Raw genomic sequence first — 16,529 nt, 5'->3', positions numbered from 1 at the left:
AATTGTGCCGTTTAAAAGGATTAAGAAAAGAAGACATCAATCTTCAATACCTTTGTCTGTGATCCTAAAGGTCGCTTCTCCCTCTGGTAGATGCGGTGAATCAATGAGCCTTGCAATTCTCTTTCCAGCTTTGCCTTTTCTGAGGTATACCCTAAGTGTGGCTGAGTGAGCCAAGATGTGTCCACCGATTGGCCTCGTCGGATCGCCAAAGAATGCATCTGGCCTTGCTTGAACCTGGTTTGTAACAAATATTGCAATGTCATATAGGTTAGCTAAGCGGTGTAAATCGGCCAAATGCTTTCCTAACTTCTGTTGCCTCTCCGCTAAAGCTCCTCTGCCGACATATTCAGAACGGAAATGGCTTGTTAAAGAGTCAACGACTAAAAGCTTGACTGGTCTATCAGTGTTGAGCTTCTCCTTGATTATCTCCTCCGCTTTCTCAACAAGGAGCATTTGGTGATTTGTATTGTAGGCCCTTGCGACATATATGTTCTTGAGAACTTCATCTGGATCTAAGCCCCTATTTTCAGCAATCTGTCTTATTCTCTCGGGTCTGAATGTGTTCTCAGTGTCAATCCAGATGACGCTTCCATGTAAGCCTCCTTCCTCGGGTGGAAGTTGAACCATGACAGCTAAAGTATGGGCTATTTGAGTCTTTCCGCTTCCAAACTCACCAAAAACCTCAGTGATTGCCTGGGTCTCTATTCCTCCACCAAGGAGCTTGTCAAGGGATTTGCTTCCAGTGGAAATCCTACCTATGCTCTGCCTCCTCTGGAGGTATTCATCAGCCCTTATGAACGTTCCAATGTTGGCTGCCTCTCTAGCAGCTTGGATTATCTTTAAGGCAGCACCTTCACTTATTCCAGCAATTTCCTTGAGCTCTATTGGAGATGCAACAGCAATTGCTTCTAAGCTATCATAACCAGCTTCCCTAAGCTTCTCAGCTGTAGCAGGACCAACACCCGGCAAGTCTTCGAGAGTTTTGATTTCCTTCTTCGTTTTCTTTGGTGTTTCAGCAACTTCAACATCAATCGAAAGCTCCTCAAACTCCTCAAGCTCCTTTATTTCATCTTCAATCATCTCAACCTTTTTCTTTCTCGCCATCAGTACCACCTATAAGCATGATTGCTGGTAAGTGTAAGATTCTAGGGGTTATATATTTTTCCCTTTTCCAAAAAAGAGCTTCATATAGCCCAAAATCAAAAATACAAGATGAGTAAAGTTTATTTTAAAGGGATAAACTCCTATACAGTAAGATTTCCAGTGGAAATGAAACTCCACTCATCAATGTTGTGAAGAAACTCTCTTGATCACTATTACCTTGGGGTTCTGTGGGAGCTGAGAATCTAGAGGCGGCATAAGCTTTATGCCATCTTCGACATATCCTATTAAGAAATATCCCTGCTTATACAATCTTTGCCAAGCTTCGCCAAATTTAAGGCCACCAACCTCTGGAAAAGTCATCACCATAACGTCATAGTTTCCAGTGGAAGTTGTCAAGTCGTCAATCACATCAACGACCTCTGGCTCAAATATTGAGCTTGCTAGTAAGCGACCAGCTAAAGTTCTGCTCAGTATCACCCTATCAGCACCAGCCTGCTTCAGCAGTGAAAAACTCTCCTGCTTTAGAGCCTCAACAAACACCTTAGCTTTTGACATCTGCTTGATCATTAAAGTTACAAAGACAGATTTTGAGTCATCTTCAAGCGTTAAAAGGACATAAGACGCTTCTTCAACTCTCGCTCTTTGTAATGTATCCTTATTTGTTGGATCCCCAATGAGAACTTCGACGTCTTCCACAGGAAATCTCTTCTTTTCTTCCTCACTTGGAAGGACAACAACTATCGGTCTGTCTTCAGCCTGTCCTTCTGAAATTGCTCTCTTAAGCTCTTGCAAGCAGCTTAAAACACTTCCACCTTGACCTATGATAAGGTAGTGCCCCTTATACTTCACCCTATGCATACCCATCATCCTCCTCATAGAAGACTCGATAAAATACTCAGCGAGAATTGAAACCAATGCCGTGAATGTTGAGATACCTGCAACAGCTGCAATTATTGCCACGATCCTTCCGCCATAAGTGGTTGGAGTGATGTCCCCATAACCTATAGTTGCCATAGTTATTATTGCCCAATAGAAGGCAGTAAAAAAGCTGACTTTTTCAAAGTACATGAACAGCATGGAAAAGAGGAACGCAAGCAGAAATACTGCAGCTGCAAGGATTATAACCTTATTTCGCTTCAACTTAATCCTAAGCCTTATTAAGCGCCTGACCAGTGGTGCTGGTATCATATACGGTTTTTGACTGTTGGATTGTTATAAAGTTTTAGTTTGATGTTGAGATGGTGAAGCAAATTTCAACATATATGCATCGCTTGTCACCCCGCACGCATTCATTCTACCCCACTAATGCTAGATAGTGAATAATCTAGAGCATTGAACACCAGATAGTTCCAGTGGAAATAAAGGTCTATTTAGACGGATATAATAACGTTTATAAAAACATTAAAACAACCCCCCAGAGTTCCATTTCCACTGGAACCTACTTTTGGAAGTTCAACGACTGTAACGGATACTTATAATGTCAACAAATTCCGAAAAAAGTTTTTACATAGGAAATTGATCATCCGTTCATGCATTTTTAAGGTGGAATATTCACTTCTACATTCTAGAACTACTAAATAGCCTAATTTTTGAACAATGTTCATAGATAAATTTATATACCATAACGAGTATAGAAAGTGGGAGTGTTTATCACCAAAAATAAATATTGTGTTGGGTGTTTGTGCCTGGTTCCAGTGGAAATGAAACTCTCTGGGGGATATGCTCTGTTAAACTTCTTCATAATTGTTAAGCACTAATATTTAATCAAATGTGCAGATACTTCCATTAATGCACAAGTTTTTATGGACAATGATGTGCATTTTCTCTCCATTTGAAATGGACAAGTGATGCCCTTTTGCCATTTACAAACATCTACACCCAATGCTCACTGTTGTTCATTCAACCCTTATGTTTCCTGTGGAACGATGGTGTTTTAAGGTGAAGAACGAAAAATTTCCTTGGTGGTTTCCAGTGGAAGAACAAGTTATCCAATGGTTGAGGGAAGGTAGTGATGACGCTGGAGATATCGTAGATTTGCCTTGGACAGTTAAAAAACAAGGTGAACACTTTTACATTGCTGAGCATCCTAAGATGCCATTTGTCTTAAATGTCTTATTCAGTGAAGGATTTGTTCACTTGATAGTGCCCTTCGGAATAGAAACAACAGCCTTGCCTTTGGAAGAAAGGTTGAAGATCTACCACACAATGCTGGTTCTGAATGATAGGATAAATCTATTGAAGTTCACTTTAAGCGGAATCAATGATGAGATCGTCCTAAGGGTGGATTTAGACAAGAAAACACTTGGAAAAGCTGAGTTTAATGATGCATTGACAGCTCTGTTAATTGGGACAAATGAATTAGTAAAAGCATTGGGGTTGGAAGAAGATTTTGCAGAAGCTATATTTGAGCGGGTCGTATTGATGATATTAGAGAGACTTGAAAAAGGGGCTACGAGAGAAGAACTAATTAAGTTTTTAGTTGTAAAAGTAGGAATACCCAAAGATGAGGCTGAGAAGTTCATAGATGAAATCTTGAAGTCTCAAGAGGCATCAAAGAAATCCATTGATGTTGGATACTTCTGATACTTTTTGCTTTATTTTTAAACGTGATTGTGGATTTGAATTTTCATTGGCATTCTCCTAAACTTTTACATAAACTTGCCCAATAAAGCATATATACCCCAGCGGATATTATCCTATTGCTTCCTCTGCATCTTATGTTTCCTGTGGAACCCATATTAATGTTTACATTTCCAGAAATTTAGTGGAACATTATGGTGTAATGAGTGTAAAATTTATAACGGAATGCAATGAATATATGGCTCAAATAACAAATGCCTTTATAAACAAGGGCTATATTTCCAGTGGAGGGTCAAGGATGGAGAGAAAAGATAAGGAGCAGACTTACCTTGATTCAATTTTTGAAAAATACTTGAAGGCACGTAAGATTTTCAAGAATAAGGAAGTTCTTAGGCACAGCTATACCCCAAAAGAGTTGCCCCACAGAAAGGAGCAGATAGAGGCATTGGCACATATTTTAGTTCCTGTTCTAAGAGGGGAAACTCCTTCTAATGTATTTGTTTATGGAAAGACTGGTACTGGTAAAACTGTTACCGTAAAATTCGTTACTGAAGAGCTGAAGAAGATTTCCCGCAAATATAACATTCCAGTGGATGTTATTTATCTCAACTGTGAAATCGTCGATACTCAGTATAGAGTCTTAGCAAACATTGTGAATCACTTCAAGCATGAAAGCGGCTTTGAGGTCCCTTTGGTTGGGTGGCCTACCGATGAGGTTTATGCAAAGCTTAAGGAAGTTATTGATGCAAAGGAAAGGTTCGTTATAATAGTCCTTGATGAGATTGACAAATTAATCAAAAAAAGCGGAGATGACGTACTTTACAGCTTGACCCGTATAAATACCGAGCTGAAAAATGCAAAGGTGAGTATCGTAGGGATTTCAAACGATTTAAAATTCAAAGAATACCTTGATCCAAGGGTTCTTTCGAGCCTCAGCGAGGAGGAAGTTGTATTTCCGCCTTATGATGCAAACCAACTGAGGGACATTCTGATGCAGAGAGCTCAAGAGGCATTTTATCCCGATGTTCTTGATGAAGCTGTTGTTCCACTCTGTGCTGCTTTAGCCGCTAGAGAGCATGGTGATGCTAGGAGAGCCCTAGATTTGCTTAGAGTAAGTGGTGAAATTGCCGAAAGGGAAGGGGCATCAAAAGTTACTGAAAAACATGTGTGGAAGGCTCAGGAAAAGATTGAGCAAGATACAATGGAGGAGGTTATTAAGACTCTCCCTCTGCACTCAAAAATTCTCCTTTATGCTATCGTTCTCCTTGATGAAAATGGTGAATTGCCAGCCAACACTGGTGACGTCTATGCTGTGTATAAAGAGCTCTGTGATTACATGGATATTGAGCCATTAACTCAGAGAAGGGTCAGTGACTTGATAAATGAGCTTGACATGCTGGGCATTATTAATGCCAAGGTTGTTAGCAAGGGGAGGTATGGAAGGACAAAAGAAATAAGGCTGAATGTTACTCCATATAAAATTAAGAATATCTATCGCTTTGACTACTCTCTCCAGCCTCTCCTCACTGTAAACATTGCCAAGCAGAGGAGGTTGTTTTGATGAGCGAGCTGATAAGGGATTTGCTTTCTAATCGCTATCTCATCACTCCGCCCGCTTATTTCATCCTTTCAGAGCATTACAAAAAGAACTTTACCCTAGCGGAGCTTGTAAAATTTGCACGGGCAAAGAATACATTTGTGATTGATGAAAAGCTTGCTAAGGAGTTTCTCGAATTTAAAGGGTTGGTATCTCCACTAGAAAACTTTACGAAATATATTCATCAGAAAGCTCCAGTGGAAACTAAGGTAGAGTCTATAACATCTATGGCTGAGGTTCCAATGGAAATCAGCACCAATGAAAGCTCAGAAGAAATCTCAATCCAAAGGGCTATAAGTAATGAAACAACATTGGAGGTTTCAGAAAATGCTGAGATTAAATCTCAGAATCCTCTTCAGGCTGAAATCATGGATGAAACTCAAAAAATACCTTCTGGAGGAGAAACCTTTATTTCCACTGGAAAACCTATTGAAAATATGGCTTCTGAAACCATTTCTGAAGAAATGGTGGAAGAAGAACCCACAATTGAAGAGGGGGGGAGTTTCATTTCCACTGGAGCTTCTGATGGTGAAGAGTATAATGGTAACGGTGATGAAGAAAACGGGGCTAGAGTGAGGGCAGTTTATGGTGATTATGGAGTCTTAGTTCCACTGGAAGAGGAAGAAATTCTAGTTGAAGAAAAGAGGACATATTCAATTTATGAGGACTTTAGGGTTGAACCAAATGAAAGCTTTGAATTTATTGCGAAGAGGATAAAATCTGAGTATGAAATCAAATTTGATGTGAGGAAAGTCAAGCTAAAGCCTCCAAGAGCTAAAGACGCCAGTGGTAAGGAAGGGGAGATAATAGTCAAAGTTTATGAGAACTACTTTAAGAGCAGATTAAAGAAATTGAGACGAATTTTAAGGGAGAATCCCGAAGTTAGTGGGGTTGTTGATATAGGAAAGCTTAGCTATGTGAATCCAGATGGAGAAGTTACAATTATTGGCCTCGTCAACTCAAAGAGAGAGACTAAAAAGGGCTTTATTTTTGAAGTGGAGGACATGACTGGCATTGTCAAAGTTTTCTTGGGGAAAGATAGTGAAGATTACAAAAAGGCATTTGAAGTTCTCCCGGACAGCGTTGTTGCTTTTAGAGGGTATTACTCAAAGCGCGGGATTTTATTTGCAAACAAGCTTTATTTGCCTGATGTTCCCCTCTACAAGCGAGAAAAACCCCCTCTTGAGGAAAAAGTCTATGCTATTTTGATTAGTGACATCCACGTTGGAAGTACAAAATTCTGTGAAAAGGCATTTATGAAATTCCTTGAATGGCTTAACGGCAATGTTGATAGCAAAGAAGAGGAGGAAATTGTGAGCAGAATAAAATACATGATAATTGCTGGCGATGTTGTTGATGGTATTGGTATATATCCGGGTCAGTACAACGAGCTTTCAATTCCAGATATATTTGACCAATATGAAGCTTTAGCAAACCTCTTGGCAAACGTCCCAGATCATATAACGATGTTCATCGGACCTGGAAATCACGATGCTGCGAGAACTGCTCTGCCTCAGCCAGAGTTTTACAGAGAATACGCAAAACCGCTTTATGATTTAAAGAACGCGGTAATCATAAGCAATCCTGCTGTCATTAACCTCCACGGCAGGGACTTCTTAATTGTTCATGGAAGGGGCATTGAAGATGTTGTAAGCTATATTCCTGGTAAGAGCCATCTCCATCCCGTTGAGCCGATGATTGAACTGCTAAAGCTTAGGCATGTTGCACCTACATTTGGTGGAAAAGTCCCAATTGCACCAGATCCGGAGGATTTGCTTGTTATCGAGGAAGTCCCAGATTTGGTTCAGATGGGTCATGTCCATGTCCTGGATTACCAAATCTACCGCGGTGTATTCTTGGTAAACTCGGCCACTTGGCAAGCCCAGACTGAGTTCCAGAAGATGGTTAATATTGTTCCAACTCCAGCGAAAGTTCCGATAATCGATATCGAAACTGCGAGGTTAAAGACAGTTGTTGATTTCAGCAGGTGGTGTGAATGAGCGAGCTTTACAGCGATGAAATGAAAGCTTATTTTGAATGGCTTCAAAGGGAGATTGATAAGGCTTATGAGATAGCCAAGAAAGCGAGAGCTCAGGGAAAAGATCCTGTCAGAGATGTTGAAATTCCTCAAGCAACAGACATGGCTGGTCGTGTCGAGAGCTTGGTTGGTCCAAAAGGTGTTGCCGAAAGAATTAGGGAGCTTGCGAAAGAGTATGGTAAAGAGCTTGTTGCTCTTAAAATTGTTGATGAAATCATTGAAGGTAAATTTGGGAAGTTTGACAGTAAAGAAAAGCTGGCAGAGCAAGCTGTTAGGACTGCATTAGCTATTCTGACAGAAGGTATAGTTTCTGCCCCGATTGAAGGTATAGCTCAGGTTAAAATCAAGAAGAATCCTGATGGGACTGAGTATTTAGCTCTCTATTACGCTGGCCCAATCAGAAGTTCTGGTGGAACTGCTCAAGCATTGAGCGTTCTCGTTGGTGATTACGTTAGGAAAAAGCTTGGCTTGGACCGCTTTAAGCCCACAGAGAAGCACATAGAGAGAATGGTTGAAGAAGTTGATTTGTATCACAGAGCCGTTACTCGTTTGCAGTATCATCCTTCAGCAGATGAAGTGAGATTGGCTATGCAAAACATTCCTGTTGAAATAACCGGTGAAGCAACTGATGATGTTGAGGTTAGTCACAGAGACGTTCCGGGAGTTGAGACGAATCAGCTAAGAGGTGGAGCAATTCTCGTTTTAGCGGAAGGTGTTCTTCAGAAGGCGAAAAAGCTGGTTAAATACATTGATAAAATGAGCATTGAAGGCTGGGACTGGCTCAAGGAGTTCGTTGAAGCAAAGGAGAAAGGGGAGGAAAAAGATGAGGCAAAAGAGGAATCAGAGAAATCAAAAGCAGAAGAAGCTGAGATAAAGACTTCTGTAAAAATTAAAAAGGGCTTTTATTATGAACTTTATGAAAAATTCAGAGCTAATATTGCCCCAAACAACAAATACACAAAGGAAATCATTGGTGGAAGACCGTTATTTGCAGAGCCCTCTGAAAATGGTGGCTTCCGTTTGAGATACGGCCGCTCAAGGGTGAGCGGATTTGCAACTTGGAGCATAAATCCGGCAGTCATGATTCTCGTTGATGAATTCTTAGCTGTAGGGACACAGATGAAGACTGAGAGACCCGGAAAGGGCTGTATCGTTACCCCCGCTACAACGGCCGAAGGCCCAATTGTCAAGCTCAAAGATGGCTCCGTCATTAGGGTTGACGATTACTATCTTGCTTTACAAATTAGAGACCAAGTTGAAGAAATTCTTTACTTGGGTGATGCAATTATAGCATTTGGAGACTTTGTAGAGAACAATCAAACTTTACTTCCAGCCAATTATGTTGAAGAATGGTGGATTCAAGAGTTTGTGAAAGCCGTTGAAGACATATATGAAGTTTCCCTCAAGCCCTTTGCTGAGAATGATGAAGAAGCAGTTGAAGAAGCGGCGGATTACCTAGATTTGAAACCGGAATTTTTGGCGGAGCTTTTGAGAGATCCGATGAGGGTTAGACCAAAAGTTGAAGAGGCTATTCATCTCTCAAAAGTCCTTGGGATTCCCTTCCATCCCTACTACACTCTCTACTGGAACACCCTTAAGCCTGAAGAGGTTGCTGAACTTCAAAACCTTCTCGTCAATGCTGAGATAGAGTGGGGTAAGTATCTGGGAACAAAATATGCCAAGAAGATTGTAATAAGCCTTGAGACCCTTGGAAGGAGGGGCAAGCGCTACCTTGAACTGCTCGGTCTGCCTCACAAGGTTGAAGATGGAAGCGTAATCATTGAGTATCCTTGGAGTGCTGCTCTGCTTACTCCATTAGCTAATTTGGAGAAGAGATTTGAGCCAAAGGAGTTCTACACCTCTATTGACATAATCAACGAAATCAGCGAAGTAAAGCTCAGGGACAGAGGAATAAGCTGGATTGGTGCAAGAATGGGAAGGCCTGAAAAAGCTAAAGAGAGAAGGATGAAGCCACCAGTTCATGTTCTCTTTCCGATTGGCTTGGCTGGTGGTAATTCGAGAGATATTTACAAAGCTGCACAGGAAGGGAAGCCCGCTGAGGTTGAGATCGCTCAGTTCAAGTGCACCAACTGCGGTCATGTTGATATCTTCCCAACTTGTCCCGTGTGTGGAGCTGAGGCTAAACTATTGTACAGATGTCCAAAGTGTAGCTATCAGTCAACTGAGGAAACAATTTGTCCAAAGTGTGGCATTGAGATGAGGGCTTATGTCAAAAAGACCATAAATCCGTCTCAGCTTGTGAAACAAGCAATGCAGAATGTTAGGGTAAACACTCTAGACAAGCTCAAGGGCGTAATGGGTATGACTTCAGCCCACAAAGTGCCAGAGCCACTAGAGAAGGGAATTTTGAGGGCTAAGAACGATGTTTACGTGTTCAAGGATGGTACAATTCGTTTTGATGCAACAGACGCTCCAATAACTCACTTCAAGCCGAGAGAGATTGGGGTCAGCGTTGAGAAGTTAAGAGAGCTCGGTTATACTCATGACTTTGAAGGAAAGCCTTTGGTGAGTGAAGACCAAATAGTTGAGCTCAAAGTTCAAGATGTTATCCTTTCTAAAGAGGCTGGAAAGTACCTTGTAAGGGTTGCGAAGTTCATAGATGACTTGCTTGAGAGATTTTATGGATTGCCAAGGTTCTACAACGTCGAGAAGATGGAAGATCTGATTGGACATCTTGTCATAGGCTTAGCTCCGCACACATCTGCGGGAATCATTGGAAGGATTATAGGATTTGTTGATGCTCTTGTGGGCTATGCTCATCCGTATTATCATGCTGCAAAGAGGAGGAACTGCTTCCCCGGTGATACCAGAATACTTGTTCAGATCAATGGAATGCCTCAGAGAATAACGCTCAGAGAGCTGTATGAGCTATTTGAAGAAGAAAGCTATGAAAACATGGCATATGTAAGAAAGAAGCCAAAAGTAGATATCAAAGTTTATTCCTTTGATGAAGAGAGCGGAAAAGTAGTTTTAACTGACATTGAAGACGTAATTAAACTGCCTTCGACTGATCACCTCGTAAGATTTGAACTTGAGCTGGGCAGGAGTTTTGAAACGACGGTTGACCATCCAGTGCTCGTCTACGAAAATGGGAGGTTCATTAAGAAGAGAGCTTTTGAAGTAAAGGAAGGTGACTTGATTCTTGTACCTAAGATTGAGTTTCCAGAAGATGATATTGACAGCATAGATTTGCTCGAGGAATTCTCAAAAGACGAGTTTAAGGAGCTTCGTGAGCGGATAATGGTTCGCGGAATAGCTGAATGGCTAATGAAAATCGGTGCTGAAGTTAATCCTGACTACATAAGGAGAAATTCCATACCCTTGGCAGTTCTCCTCGAGGTTTTGAGAGAAAATGGTCTCTCGATTAAAGACGTGCCCAATTGTTACATCGGGTTCAAGCGCGACCGCGTAAGAGTCAAGCGCTTCGTTCCAATAGAGCCTCTCCTTAGGCTTATAGGCTACTATTTAACAGAAGGTTACGCAAGAGAGAGCGACAGTGTCTATCAGATAAGCTTCTCAAACGGGGATGAGGAGGTTAGAGAGGACATCAAACGTGCCCTTAGGGAAGCCTTCGGAGATGGCTTTGGAATCTACGATCGTGGGGAGAAAATAGCGGTTGGCTCGAGAGTTATCTATCTGCTGTTCACCAGAGTTCTAGAGGTCGGAAAGGGTGCAAAGGACAAAAGGATTCCGGCATTTGTCTTCAAGCTTCCAAAGGAGAAGGTTAGGCACTTGCTTCAGGCGTATTTCGAGGGAGATGGAAGTGCCTTAAAAACAGCTGCTCGTGTAGTTGTTTATAGCGTTAACAAGCCTCTCCTTGAGGATATTGAAACTTTGCTTCTGTCCAAGTTTGGTATCAGAGGATATTACACCATGGACAAGAATGCCAACAGAGGCAACGCCCGCGGAAGGCTTTATCATATTGAGCGCGGAAACGAGCCACCGGTGTCTAAGGTATATGCTCTCAACATAGCTGGTGAATACTACGACCGGTTCTTTGAGGAGATTGGCTTCATTAGTGAGCGTAAGAACTCCGTTTACAGCTTACACAAGAACAGAAACTGCATTAAAGATAAGCATTCCACTGAAAACGGGTGGCTCCTTAAGGTCAGGCGTATTGAATATATCAAACCAAAAGAAGAGTTTGTGTTCTCTTTAAACGCTAAAACATATCATAATGTTATAATAAATGAAAATATTGTAACACATCAGTGCGACGGAGATGAAGATGCCGTCATGCTCCTCCTTGATGCATTATTGAACTTCTCCCGTTATTATCTGCCTGAGAAGCGTGGAGGAAAAATGGATGCTCCTCTCGTCGTAACTACAAGGCTTGACCCAAGAGAAGTTGACAGCGAAGTCCACAACATGGACATTGCCCGTTATTATCCGCTCGAATTCTATGAAGCAACGTATGAACTTAAATCTCCGAAGGAGCTTATCGGAGTTGTCGAAAGGGTTGAGGACAGATTAGGGAAGCCGGAGATGTATGAAGGCTTAAAGTTCACCCATGACACCGATGACATTGCTCTTGGACCAAAGCTGAGCAAGTACAAGCAGTTGGGGGACATGGAGGAAAAAGTTAGGCAGCAATTGGCTTTGGCTGAGAAAATTAGGGCTGTTAATGAGCATCACGTTGCTGAGACGATAATTAACTCTCATTTAATTCCAGATCTGAGAGGTAACTTAAGGAGCTTCACGAGGCAGGAGTTTAGATGTGTAAAGTGCAACACCAAGTACAGAAGACCGCCTTTAAGTGGGAAGTGTCCAAAGTGTGGAGGAAAGATAGTCCTAACAGTCAGCAAGGGTGCTATTGAAAAGTATCTTCCGACAGCAAAACTGCTGGTTGCGAACTATGATGTGCTCAATTACACGAGGCAGAGGATATGCTTAACGGAGAAGGACATTAAGAGCTTATTTGAAAATGTCTTCCCTGAAACGCAGAGGACTCTGTTGGCGTTAAACACAAATGACATCTGCGACAGAATGATTGCTGAGAAAACTGGAAAGGCCGTTGCTAAGAACGGCTATCTTGATGGGTTTAATGGAAACGGAAAGAAAGCCCAAAAGAAAGTGGAAACACCGAAAACTATTGAGAAGAAGACAGAATCCACTAAAACACAGACCCATAAATCAGAAAAACTCAAGCCTAAAAAGAAGAAAAAGAAAGTCGTTAGTTTAGATGAGTTTTTTGGAGCTTAGCGAAAGTGCTATAAAGTTTAACACCTTTTTATTTTTGTTATGAAGTTAATCCCGAGCATTGCTTATCTTCGCGTGCAGAGGCAGTATTTTATAGGGTATTCAATGCCTTTAGCTGGCTGGATAGGAGAGCATCTCTTGATTAGAGGTTCTTTTCCAAAGCCCCTCTTCTTGAAAAGGGCTTTGGCTAAACTGGGCTTTTCATGGGCTGGAGAAAGTGTTGACGACGAGACCTATGTCTATTCCTTCACGAAGAAAAACCTCGGCTTAACTGCGTATTTTGAGCCAGAGAATGCTCTATTTATTCAGCTTTATCCTTTGAACAAAAGGCTCTCTTCGGGTATAACAATTCGAGCTCAGCACATTGAATTTTATGATCAAGATGTTGTTTCAATTGAGCCTGCACAAAAACTGCCTCCAAAAATTAGGAGTATTGGAATAAATGCATTGATTTTGGAAGATAAGGTTCCAGTATCAATTCCTTATTGGGGAATGGTTCATGAAGATTGGGAGAATGACCTGAGGATTTTGGTCATGCTCGATGATATCTTTAGAGAGCTAGAGGAGAAAGAGTATAGATGTCCCATTTGCTTTTCTCCTCTTAGAGTTGAAAGTTCAGTTTTGAAGTGTGATACTTGTGGATTTATATTCACAGCGGAGAGTGACTTTGATAAAGTGCTTTCGGAGTTCTCCTTGGGAGTTGGGGAGGAAGAGATTATCTTTTGAGCTTAAGCTAAGTTATTAATGGCTGGGTTTTGAAATATTTTTGGGAGAAAGGTAAAGTTTATAAATTCACTCTCAGTTCAATCTATCGGGCAGCCCCGTGGTGTAGCGGCCAAGCATGCGGGACTTTGGATCCCGCGACCGGGGTTCGAATCCCCGCGGGGCTACCATAGGACCCTGCAATTTCTCTAAACACTGCTCCCATGGCTCTACCAAACAATTCCATGAAGAACTCAAGATTTTCTGGCAAATACTGCTCTTCTGGTGTTTCTTCATAATGGGTCGCGAGACCATTTTTGTGTCCCGTGACCCAGTTGTCTTGTTCGAAATTCAAACCTTTTTGCCGTCTGTACATGGCCGCCACCACGGAAAGTTTTCAACCTGTTAATGTGTTCTTTGATATTAATAAGTCTTTTTCATACCCTAATTAAAAATGATCTAAGAGCTGTGGATGGTTCGATTTTCGAGTGGGTTACATGACCTGTAGTCTCGTATCCACACAGAAAAATCGTTTCTTCCAAGTACAGACGAAATTTTGGTTAAAAATAAAAAGACGGAAAATCAATTTGGAAGATTCTCTGATTCAATTAATTCCAGCAATTCTTTCCTGAGAGATTCTACAAACTCAAAGAACTTATCTTTGTCAAATTCTTCAACAATGAGAACAGCGTCTTTTTCAACTTCTGGCTTAAGTACATTCAAGTAATCCTCTCGCTTGAGTTCTTCAAGGGTCTTCAAGAGGTTCTCACGTGCATTGTTGCTTATGCTGAGGTAATTCTCCACTTTCATTATTATTTGCTTCTCATATTTTTTAATTTTCAGCTCTTTAACCTGATGAAGCTTGTAAAGGTCATACAAATCACGCAGTTTGAATTCCCTCCTTGTTAGAATAGCCCTCACTTTCTCAATCAAAATTTCCTTATCCTGATATGCTGAAACCCTAATGGGATAATAATTCCCGAGGAACTCAATGTATTTCTCATAATTCTCAACTTCCAATTCCACCTTTTTCCATGATAGGAGAGTGTGTGCTTTAGCCGTTTTGGGTTTAAATGCAAACTTTTCAGCATAGTTGAACTCCAGTTTTATCTTCTCTCCTGCGGGAGAATAGGCAATTATTTCTCTAAACCAGCCGGGCCCTATCAAAAAGCTAAAGTAGCGGTGATTGTTAAAGTCGTTATGATCTCTGTAGTGAAATTCCAATCCCAAGTCTCTCGCAATGCAATTCAGTGTTTCAGCAATTCTTCCCGTCTCTTCACTTAGAAATTTCTTGAGTTTACTCCTTGACATCTCTTGGAGTTCTTCACTGTTTCTATAGGCAAAATCTAAATCCCTGCTAAAGCGGTAATAGCCCAAATGACATTTAACCAAGCATGTCCCACCTTTGAAAACATAATTCTCTCTAAAATGAGGGTCTTTTTCAAGCTCTTTGAGGATGGTGTGAATGATGTAGTCCCACTCAACCATGTCTACGTTTTTAATACCAACCTTCTTGGAAACAAAATTGGCAAAGCCCTTCCTCTCGTTCTCCCTAATTTTGAAGAGAAGTTCATTATTCAACATCATCAACCACCTTTGCAATGGACTCTGGATATTTCTCCAAATACTTCTTCAACTTCTTCCAGTCTGCATTGTCTTTGTATTCCCTCCAGATTCTTAAAGCCAGTTCTTTTGAAATTGTCCCATAGTTTCCAAAGTAGAGGAAATCTAAAAGTGTTTTTTCTAAATCAGAAATTTTCATGTCATCTTTTTCGATTATTCCAAAGTCAAATAGCTTTCTTTTGGTTTTGATTATTCTGACCGGAGTTCCATTTATGTGAATGATTTTTGTCCTTGCTATCCTATCATTGATTATGAAGATTGTAGTGTAGTGCTCGTGAGTTAATCCATTTAGAACCAATGCTGTGAATAAGCCAAAGTACCAGTTTTCCGTTATTTTGTTCATCCCCAATGAGAGGAGTTTGTAAATTGTGGGAGAGCTCTTAAAAGAGAACTCAACTGGCGTTTTAACATAATAGAGTCCCCTTAGAATTCTTATGATGTAGCCATACTGAATGAGGTAGTTTACGAGGTAATCCACATCATCTACTTTCAAATAAGTTGATAACTTTTCCAGCTCTTCCTTTGTAATGACTTTGCCCCCAAATTCGGCTAGGAGTATTTGGGTAATTGGTCTCATGATATTCATTTTGAATAACAACCAATAAAAAGTTAGTGGTTGTTATTCAAATTCTGTGGAAGTGAACACCCAATCCCTAGTGATGGGACATCACTTGACAGGGATTTTTACAGATAAATAAATACAAACGCCATGTAAGATTAACGCAAAGAAATTATCTGTTAGCGATGATCTTTTTCTTGATTTTTGTGGCTTTTGGGTTTTCTCTGCCAATTTCCTCTTTGGTCTCTCTCAGGAAGTTTTGAGGAGAATCAGGTGTAATATTGAATAGCTCGGATAAGGGTGGTTTTCTTTTCTTCCGTTTTTTGTCTTTTAGCTTTTGTTTGTTAAGGGTGATTATTTCACTGTCGTTTGTTATGAACCACTCGCATCTATTCTTAATTGCAGTAGTCAGCAAGATGGCATCATGGGGACGCAATCCGTAATCCAAAACCAATTTTGGATAAATTTCGTCGTCCACTTTATCATCAACCACAGCAATGAAAGATTTGAGTTCATTGAGATAGCTTCGAACGGTATCCCAGAATATTGATTTTTCATCTTCCGTAAGGTCATTTTTATTTCTCAGCTTTGACCATAAAGTAAGGGGTATTCCAGAGCGATACATCTTTAGTGAGAGCACTTCGTTGTAAAGAACATGATAAACTTCTCCCAGAGCAAGAGTTGATGTTACAGCTTCATAAGTGTTCTCATCTTTTAAAGCTTCAATGAGCACATAGGAGTAACTAAATGCCCTAAAATTTTATCATTCCTCAGTTCTTCGAGCCGATCAATTGAAGAGCCTATCAGTATCCAATTAGCGATAACATTTGCATCAATGAATACCTTTGGCATCCCTTAACACCTAAAACTAACCAAAGATAATATCCAACAGTGATTTCTTCTTTTTCTTTTTAGGAGGATGCCATAAGCCCTTTATCTGTCCAGCACGTCCACTTTTTGTGGTTCTCTGGCGAAGTTCGTAGTATTTTCCCGTGACGGGATTGTAAATTCTCTTCTTTTTTTTCTTTGAGGATGCCATGTTCTTCCCTCAACTCTTTTATAATTTTTTAAGATTATTTAAGAATTTTCGTGACTTATCTCAATAA

General features: G+C 40.7%; 11 protein-coding genes and 1 tRNA gene. 6 read left to right on the top strand and 6 right to left on the bottom strand.

The window, feature by feature from the left end; genetic code table 11:
• Positions 1-36: 36 nt before the first annotated feature.
• Together radA and E3E24_RS02025 are read right to left on the bottom strand one after the other, a co-directional pair.
• Complete coding sequence (gene radA / locus E3E24_RS02030) at positions 37-1,080, bottom strand: DNA repair and recombination protein RadA (RefSeq protein ID WP_167886511.1); 1,044 nt, start codon at positions 1,078-1,080, stop codon at positions 37-39.
• A gap of 204 nt (positions 1,081-1,284) precedes the next feature.
• Positions 1,285-2,292 (bottom strand): TrkA family potassium uptake protein, encoded by a 1,008-nt coding sequence (locus E3E24_RS02025; RefSeq protein ID WP_167886409.1) that lies wholly within the window; start codon positions 2,290-2,292, stop codon positions 1,285-1,287.
• A 783-nt stretch (positions 2,293-3,075) separates the two neighbouring features.
• On the opposite strand from E3E24_RS02025, the gene E3E24_RS02020 reads away from it, so the two are divergent.
• The 6 genes from E3E24_RS02020 to E3E24_RS01995 all read left to right on the top strand — a co-directional run bounded on the left by E3E24_RS02020 (position 3,076) and on the right by E3E24_RS01995 (position 13,432).
• Positions 3,076-3,687 carry a DNA-binding protein gene (locus tag E3E24_RS02020; protein ID WP_167886510.1) on the top strand — a complete coding sequence of 204 codons (612 nt, stop codon included), beginning with the start codon at positions 3,076-3,078 and terminating at the stop codon, positions 3,685-3,687.
• Between the two features lie 295 nt (positions 3,688-3,982).
• Entirely contained in the window at positions 3,983-5,245 is a 1,263-nt protein-coding gene (locus E3E24_RS02015; protein WP_167886408.1) for an ORC1-type DNA replication protein, read from the top strand.
• Positions 5,245-7,281, top strand: coding sequence for a DNA-directed DNA polymerase II small subunit (locus tag E3E24_RS02010; RefSeq protein WP_167886407.1), 2,037 nt, complete (start codon positions 5,245-5,247; stop codon positions 7,279-7,281). Before E3E24_RS02015 ends, E3E24_RS02010 begins: the two co-directional genes overlap by 1 nt.
• The gene (locus E3E24_RS02005) at positions 7,278-12,542 is read left to right on the top strand and encodes a DNA-directed DNA polymerase II large subunit (RefSeq protein WP_167886406.1); all 5,265 of its coding nucleotides are present in this window, start codon (positions 7,278-7,280) and stop codon (positions 12,540-12,542) included. The genes E3E24_RS02010 and E3E24_RS02005 overlap by 4 nt, the downstream gene beginning before the upstream one ends.
• 39 nt (positions 12,543-12,581) lie before the next feature.
• Positions 12,582-13,265, top strand: a complete 684-nt coding sequence (locus E3E24_RS02000) for a hypothetical protein (RefSeq protein ID WP_167886405.1) — start codon at positions 12,582-12,584, stop codon at positions 13,263-13,265.
• Positions 13,266-13,356: 91 nt separating this feature from the next.
• Positions 13,357-13,432: transfer RNA gene (locus E3E24_RS01995), tRNA-Gln, on the top strand.
• Between the two features lie 391 nt (positions 13,433-13,823).
• Here the strand turns inward: E3E24_RS01995 and E3E24_RS01990 are convergent.
• From E3E24_RS01990 to E3E24_RS01975, 4 genes are all read right to left on the bottom strand, one after another.
• Entirely contained in the window at positions 13,824-14,825 is a 1,002-nt protein-coding gene (locus tag E3E24_RS01990) for a nucleotidyl transferase AbiEii/AbiGii toxin family protein (RefSeq protein ID WP_167915576.1), read from the bottom strand.
• Positions 14,815-15,441, bottom strand: a complete 627-nt coding sequence (locus E3E24_RS01985) for a hypothetical protein (protein WP_167915575.1) — start codon at positions 15,439-15,441, stop codon at positions 14,815-14,817. The genes E3E24_RS01990 and E3E24_RS01985 overlap by 11 nt, the downstream gene beginning before the upstream one ends.
• Positions 15,442-15,595: 154 nt before the next feature.
• Entirely contained in the window at positions 15,596-16,156 is a 561-nt protein-coding gene (locus E3E24_RS01980) for a PIN domain-containing protein (RefSeq protein WP_167915574.1), read from the bottom strand.
• A gap of 135 nt (positions 16,157-16,291) precedes the next feature.
• A complete protein-coding gene (locus E3E24_RS01975; RefSeq protein ID WP_167915573.1) occupies positions 16,292-16,462 on the bottom strand; it encodes a hypothetical protein in 171 nt (56 codons plus the stop codon).
• Positions 16,463-16,529: the final 67 nt, after the last annotated feature.

The organism is Thermococcus sp. LS2 (assembly GCF_012027375.1).
Classification (GTDB): Archaea; Methanobacteriota_B; Thermococci; order Thermococcales; family Thermococcaceae; genus Thermococcus_B.
The sequence above is the reverse complement of the archived record's forward strand: the minus strand, read 5'-3'. Positions and strand labels throughout refer to the sequence as shown.

Excerpts from the sequence above, each read along its gene's own strand:
- E3E24_RS02025 (WP_167886409.1), bottom strand. The coding sequence starts at position 2,292 with ATGATACCAGCACCACTGGTCAGGCGCTTAATAAGGCTTAGGATTAAG.
- E3E24_RS01990 (WP_167915576.1), bottom strand. The coding sequence starts at position 14,825 with ATGTTGAATAATGAACTTCTCTTCAAAATTAGGGAGAACGAGAGGAAG.
- E3E24_RS02015 (WP_167886408.1), top strand. The coding sequence starts at position 3,983 with ATGGAGAGAAAAGATAAGGAGCAGACTTACCTTGATTCAATTTTTGAA.
- E3E24_RS02005 (WP_167886406.1), top strand. The coding sequence starts at position 7,278 with ATGAGCGAGCTTTACAGCGATGAAATGAAAGCTTATTTTGAATGGCTT.
- E3E24_RS01985 (WP_167915575.1), bottom strand. The coding sequence starts at position 15,441 with ATGAGACCAATTACCCAAATACTCCTAGCCGAATTTGGGGGCAAAGTC.
- E3E24_RS02010 (WP_167886407.1), top strand. The coding sequence starts at position 5,245 with ATGAGCGAGCTGATAAGGGATTTGCTTTCTAATCGCTATCTCATCACT.
- E3E24_RS01975 (WP_167915573.1), bottom strand. The coding sequence starts at position 16,462 with ATGGCATCCTCAAAGAAAAAAAAGAAGAGAATTTACAATCCCGTCACG.
- radA (WP_167886511.1), bottom strand. The coding sequence starts at position 1,080 with ATGATTGAAGATGAAATAAAGGAGCTTGAGGAGTTTGAGGAGCTTTCG.
- E3E24_RS02000 (WP_167886405.1), top strand. The coding sequence starts at position 12,582 with ATGAAGTTAATCCCGAGCATTGCTTATCTTCGCGTGCAGAGGCAGTAT.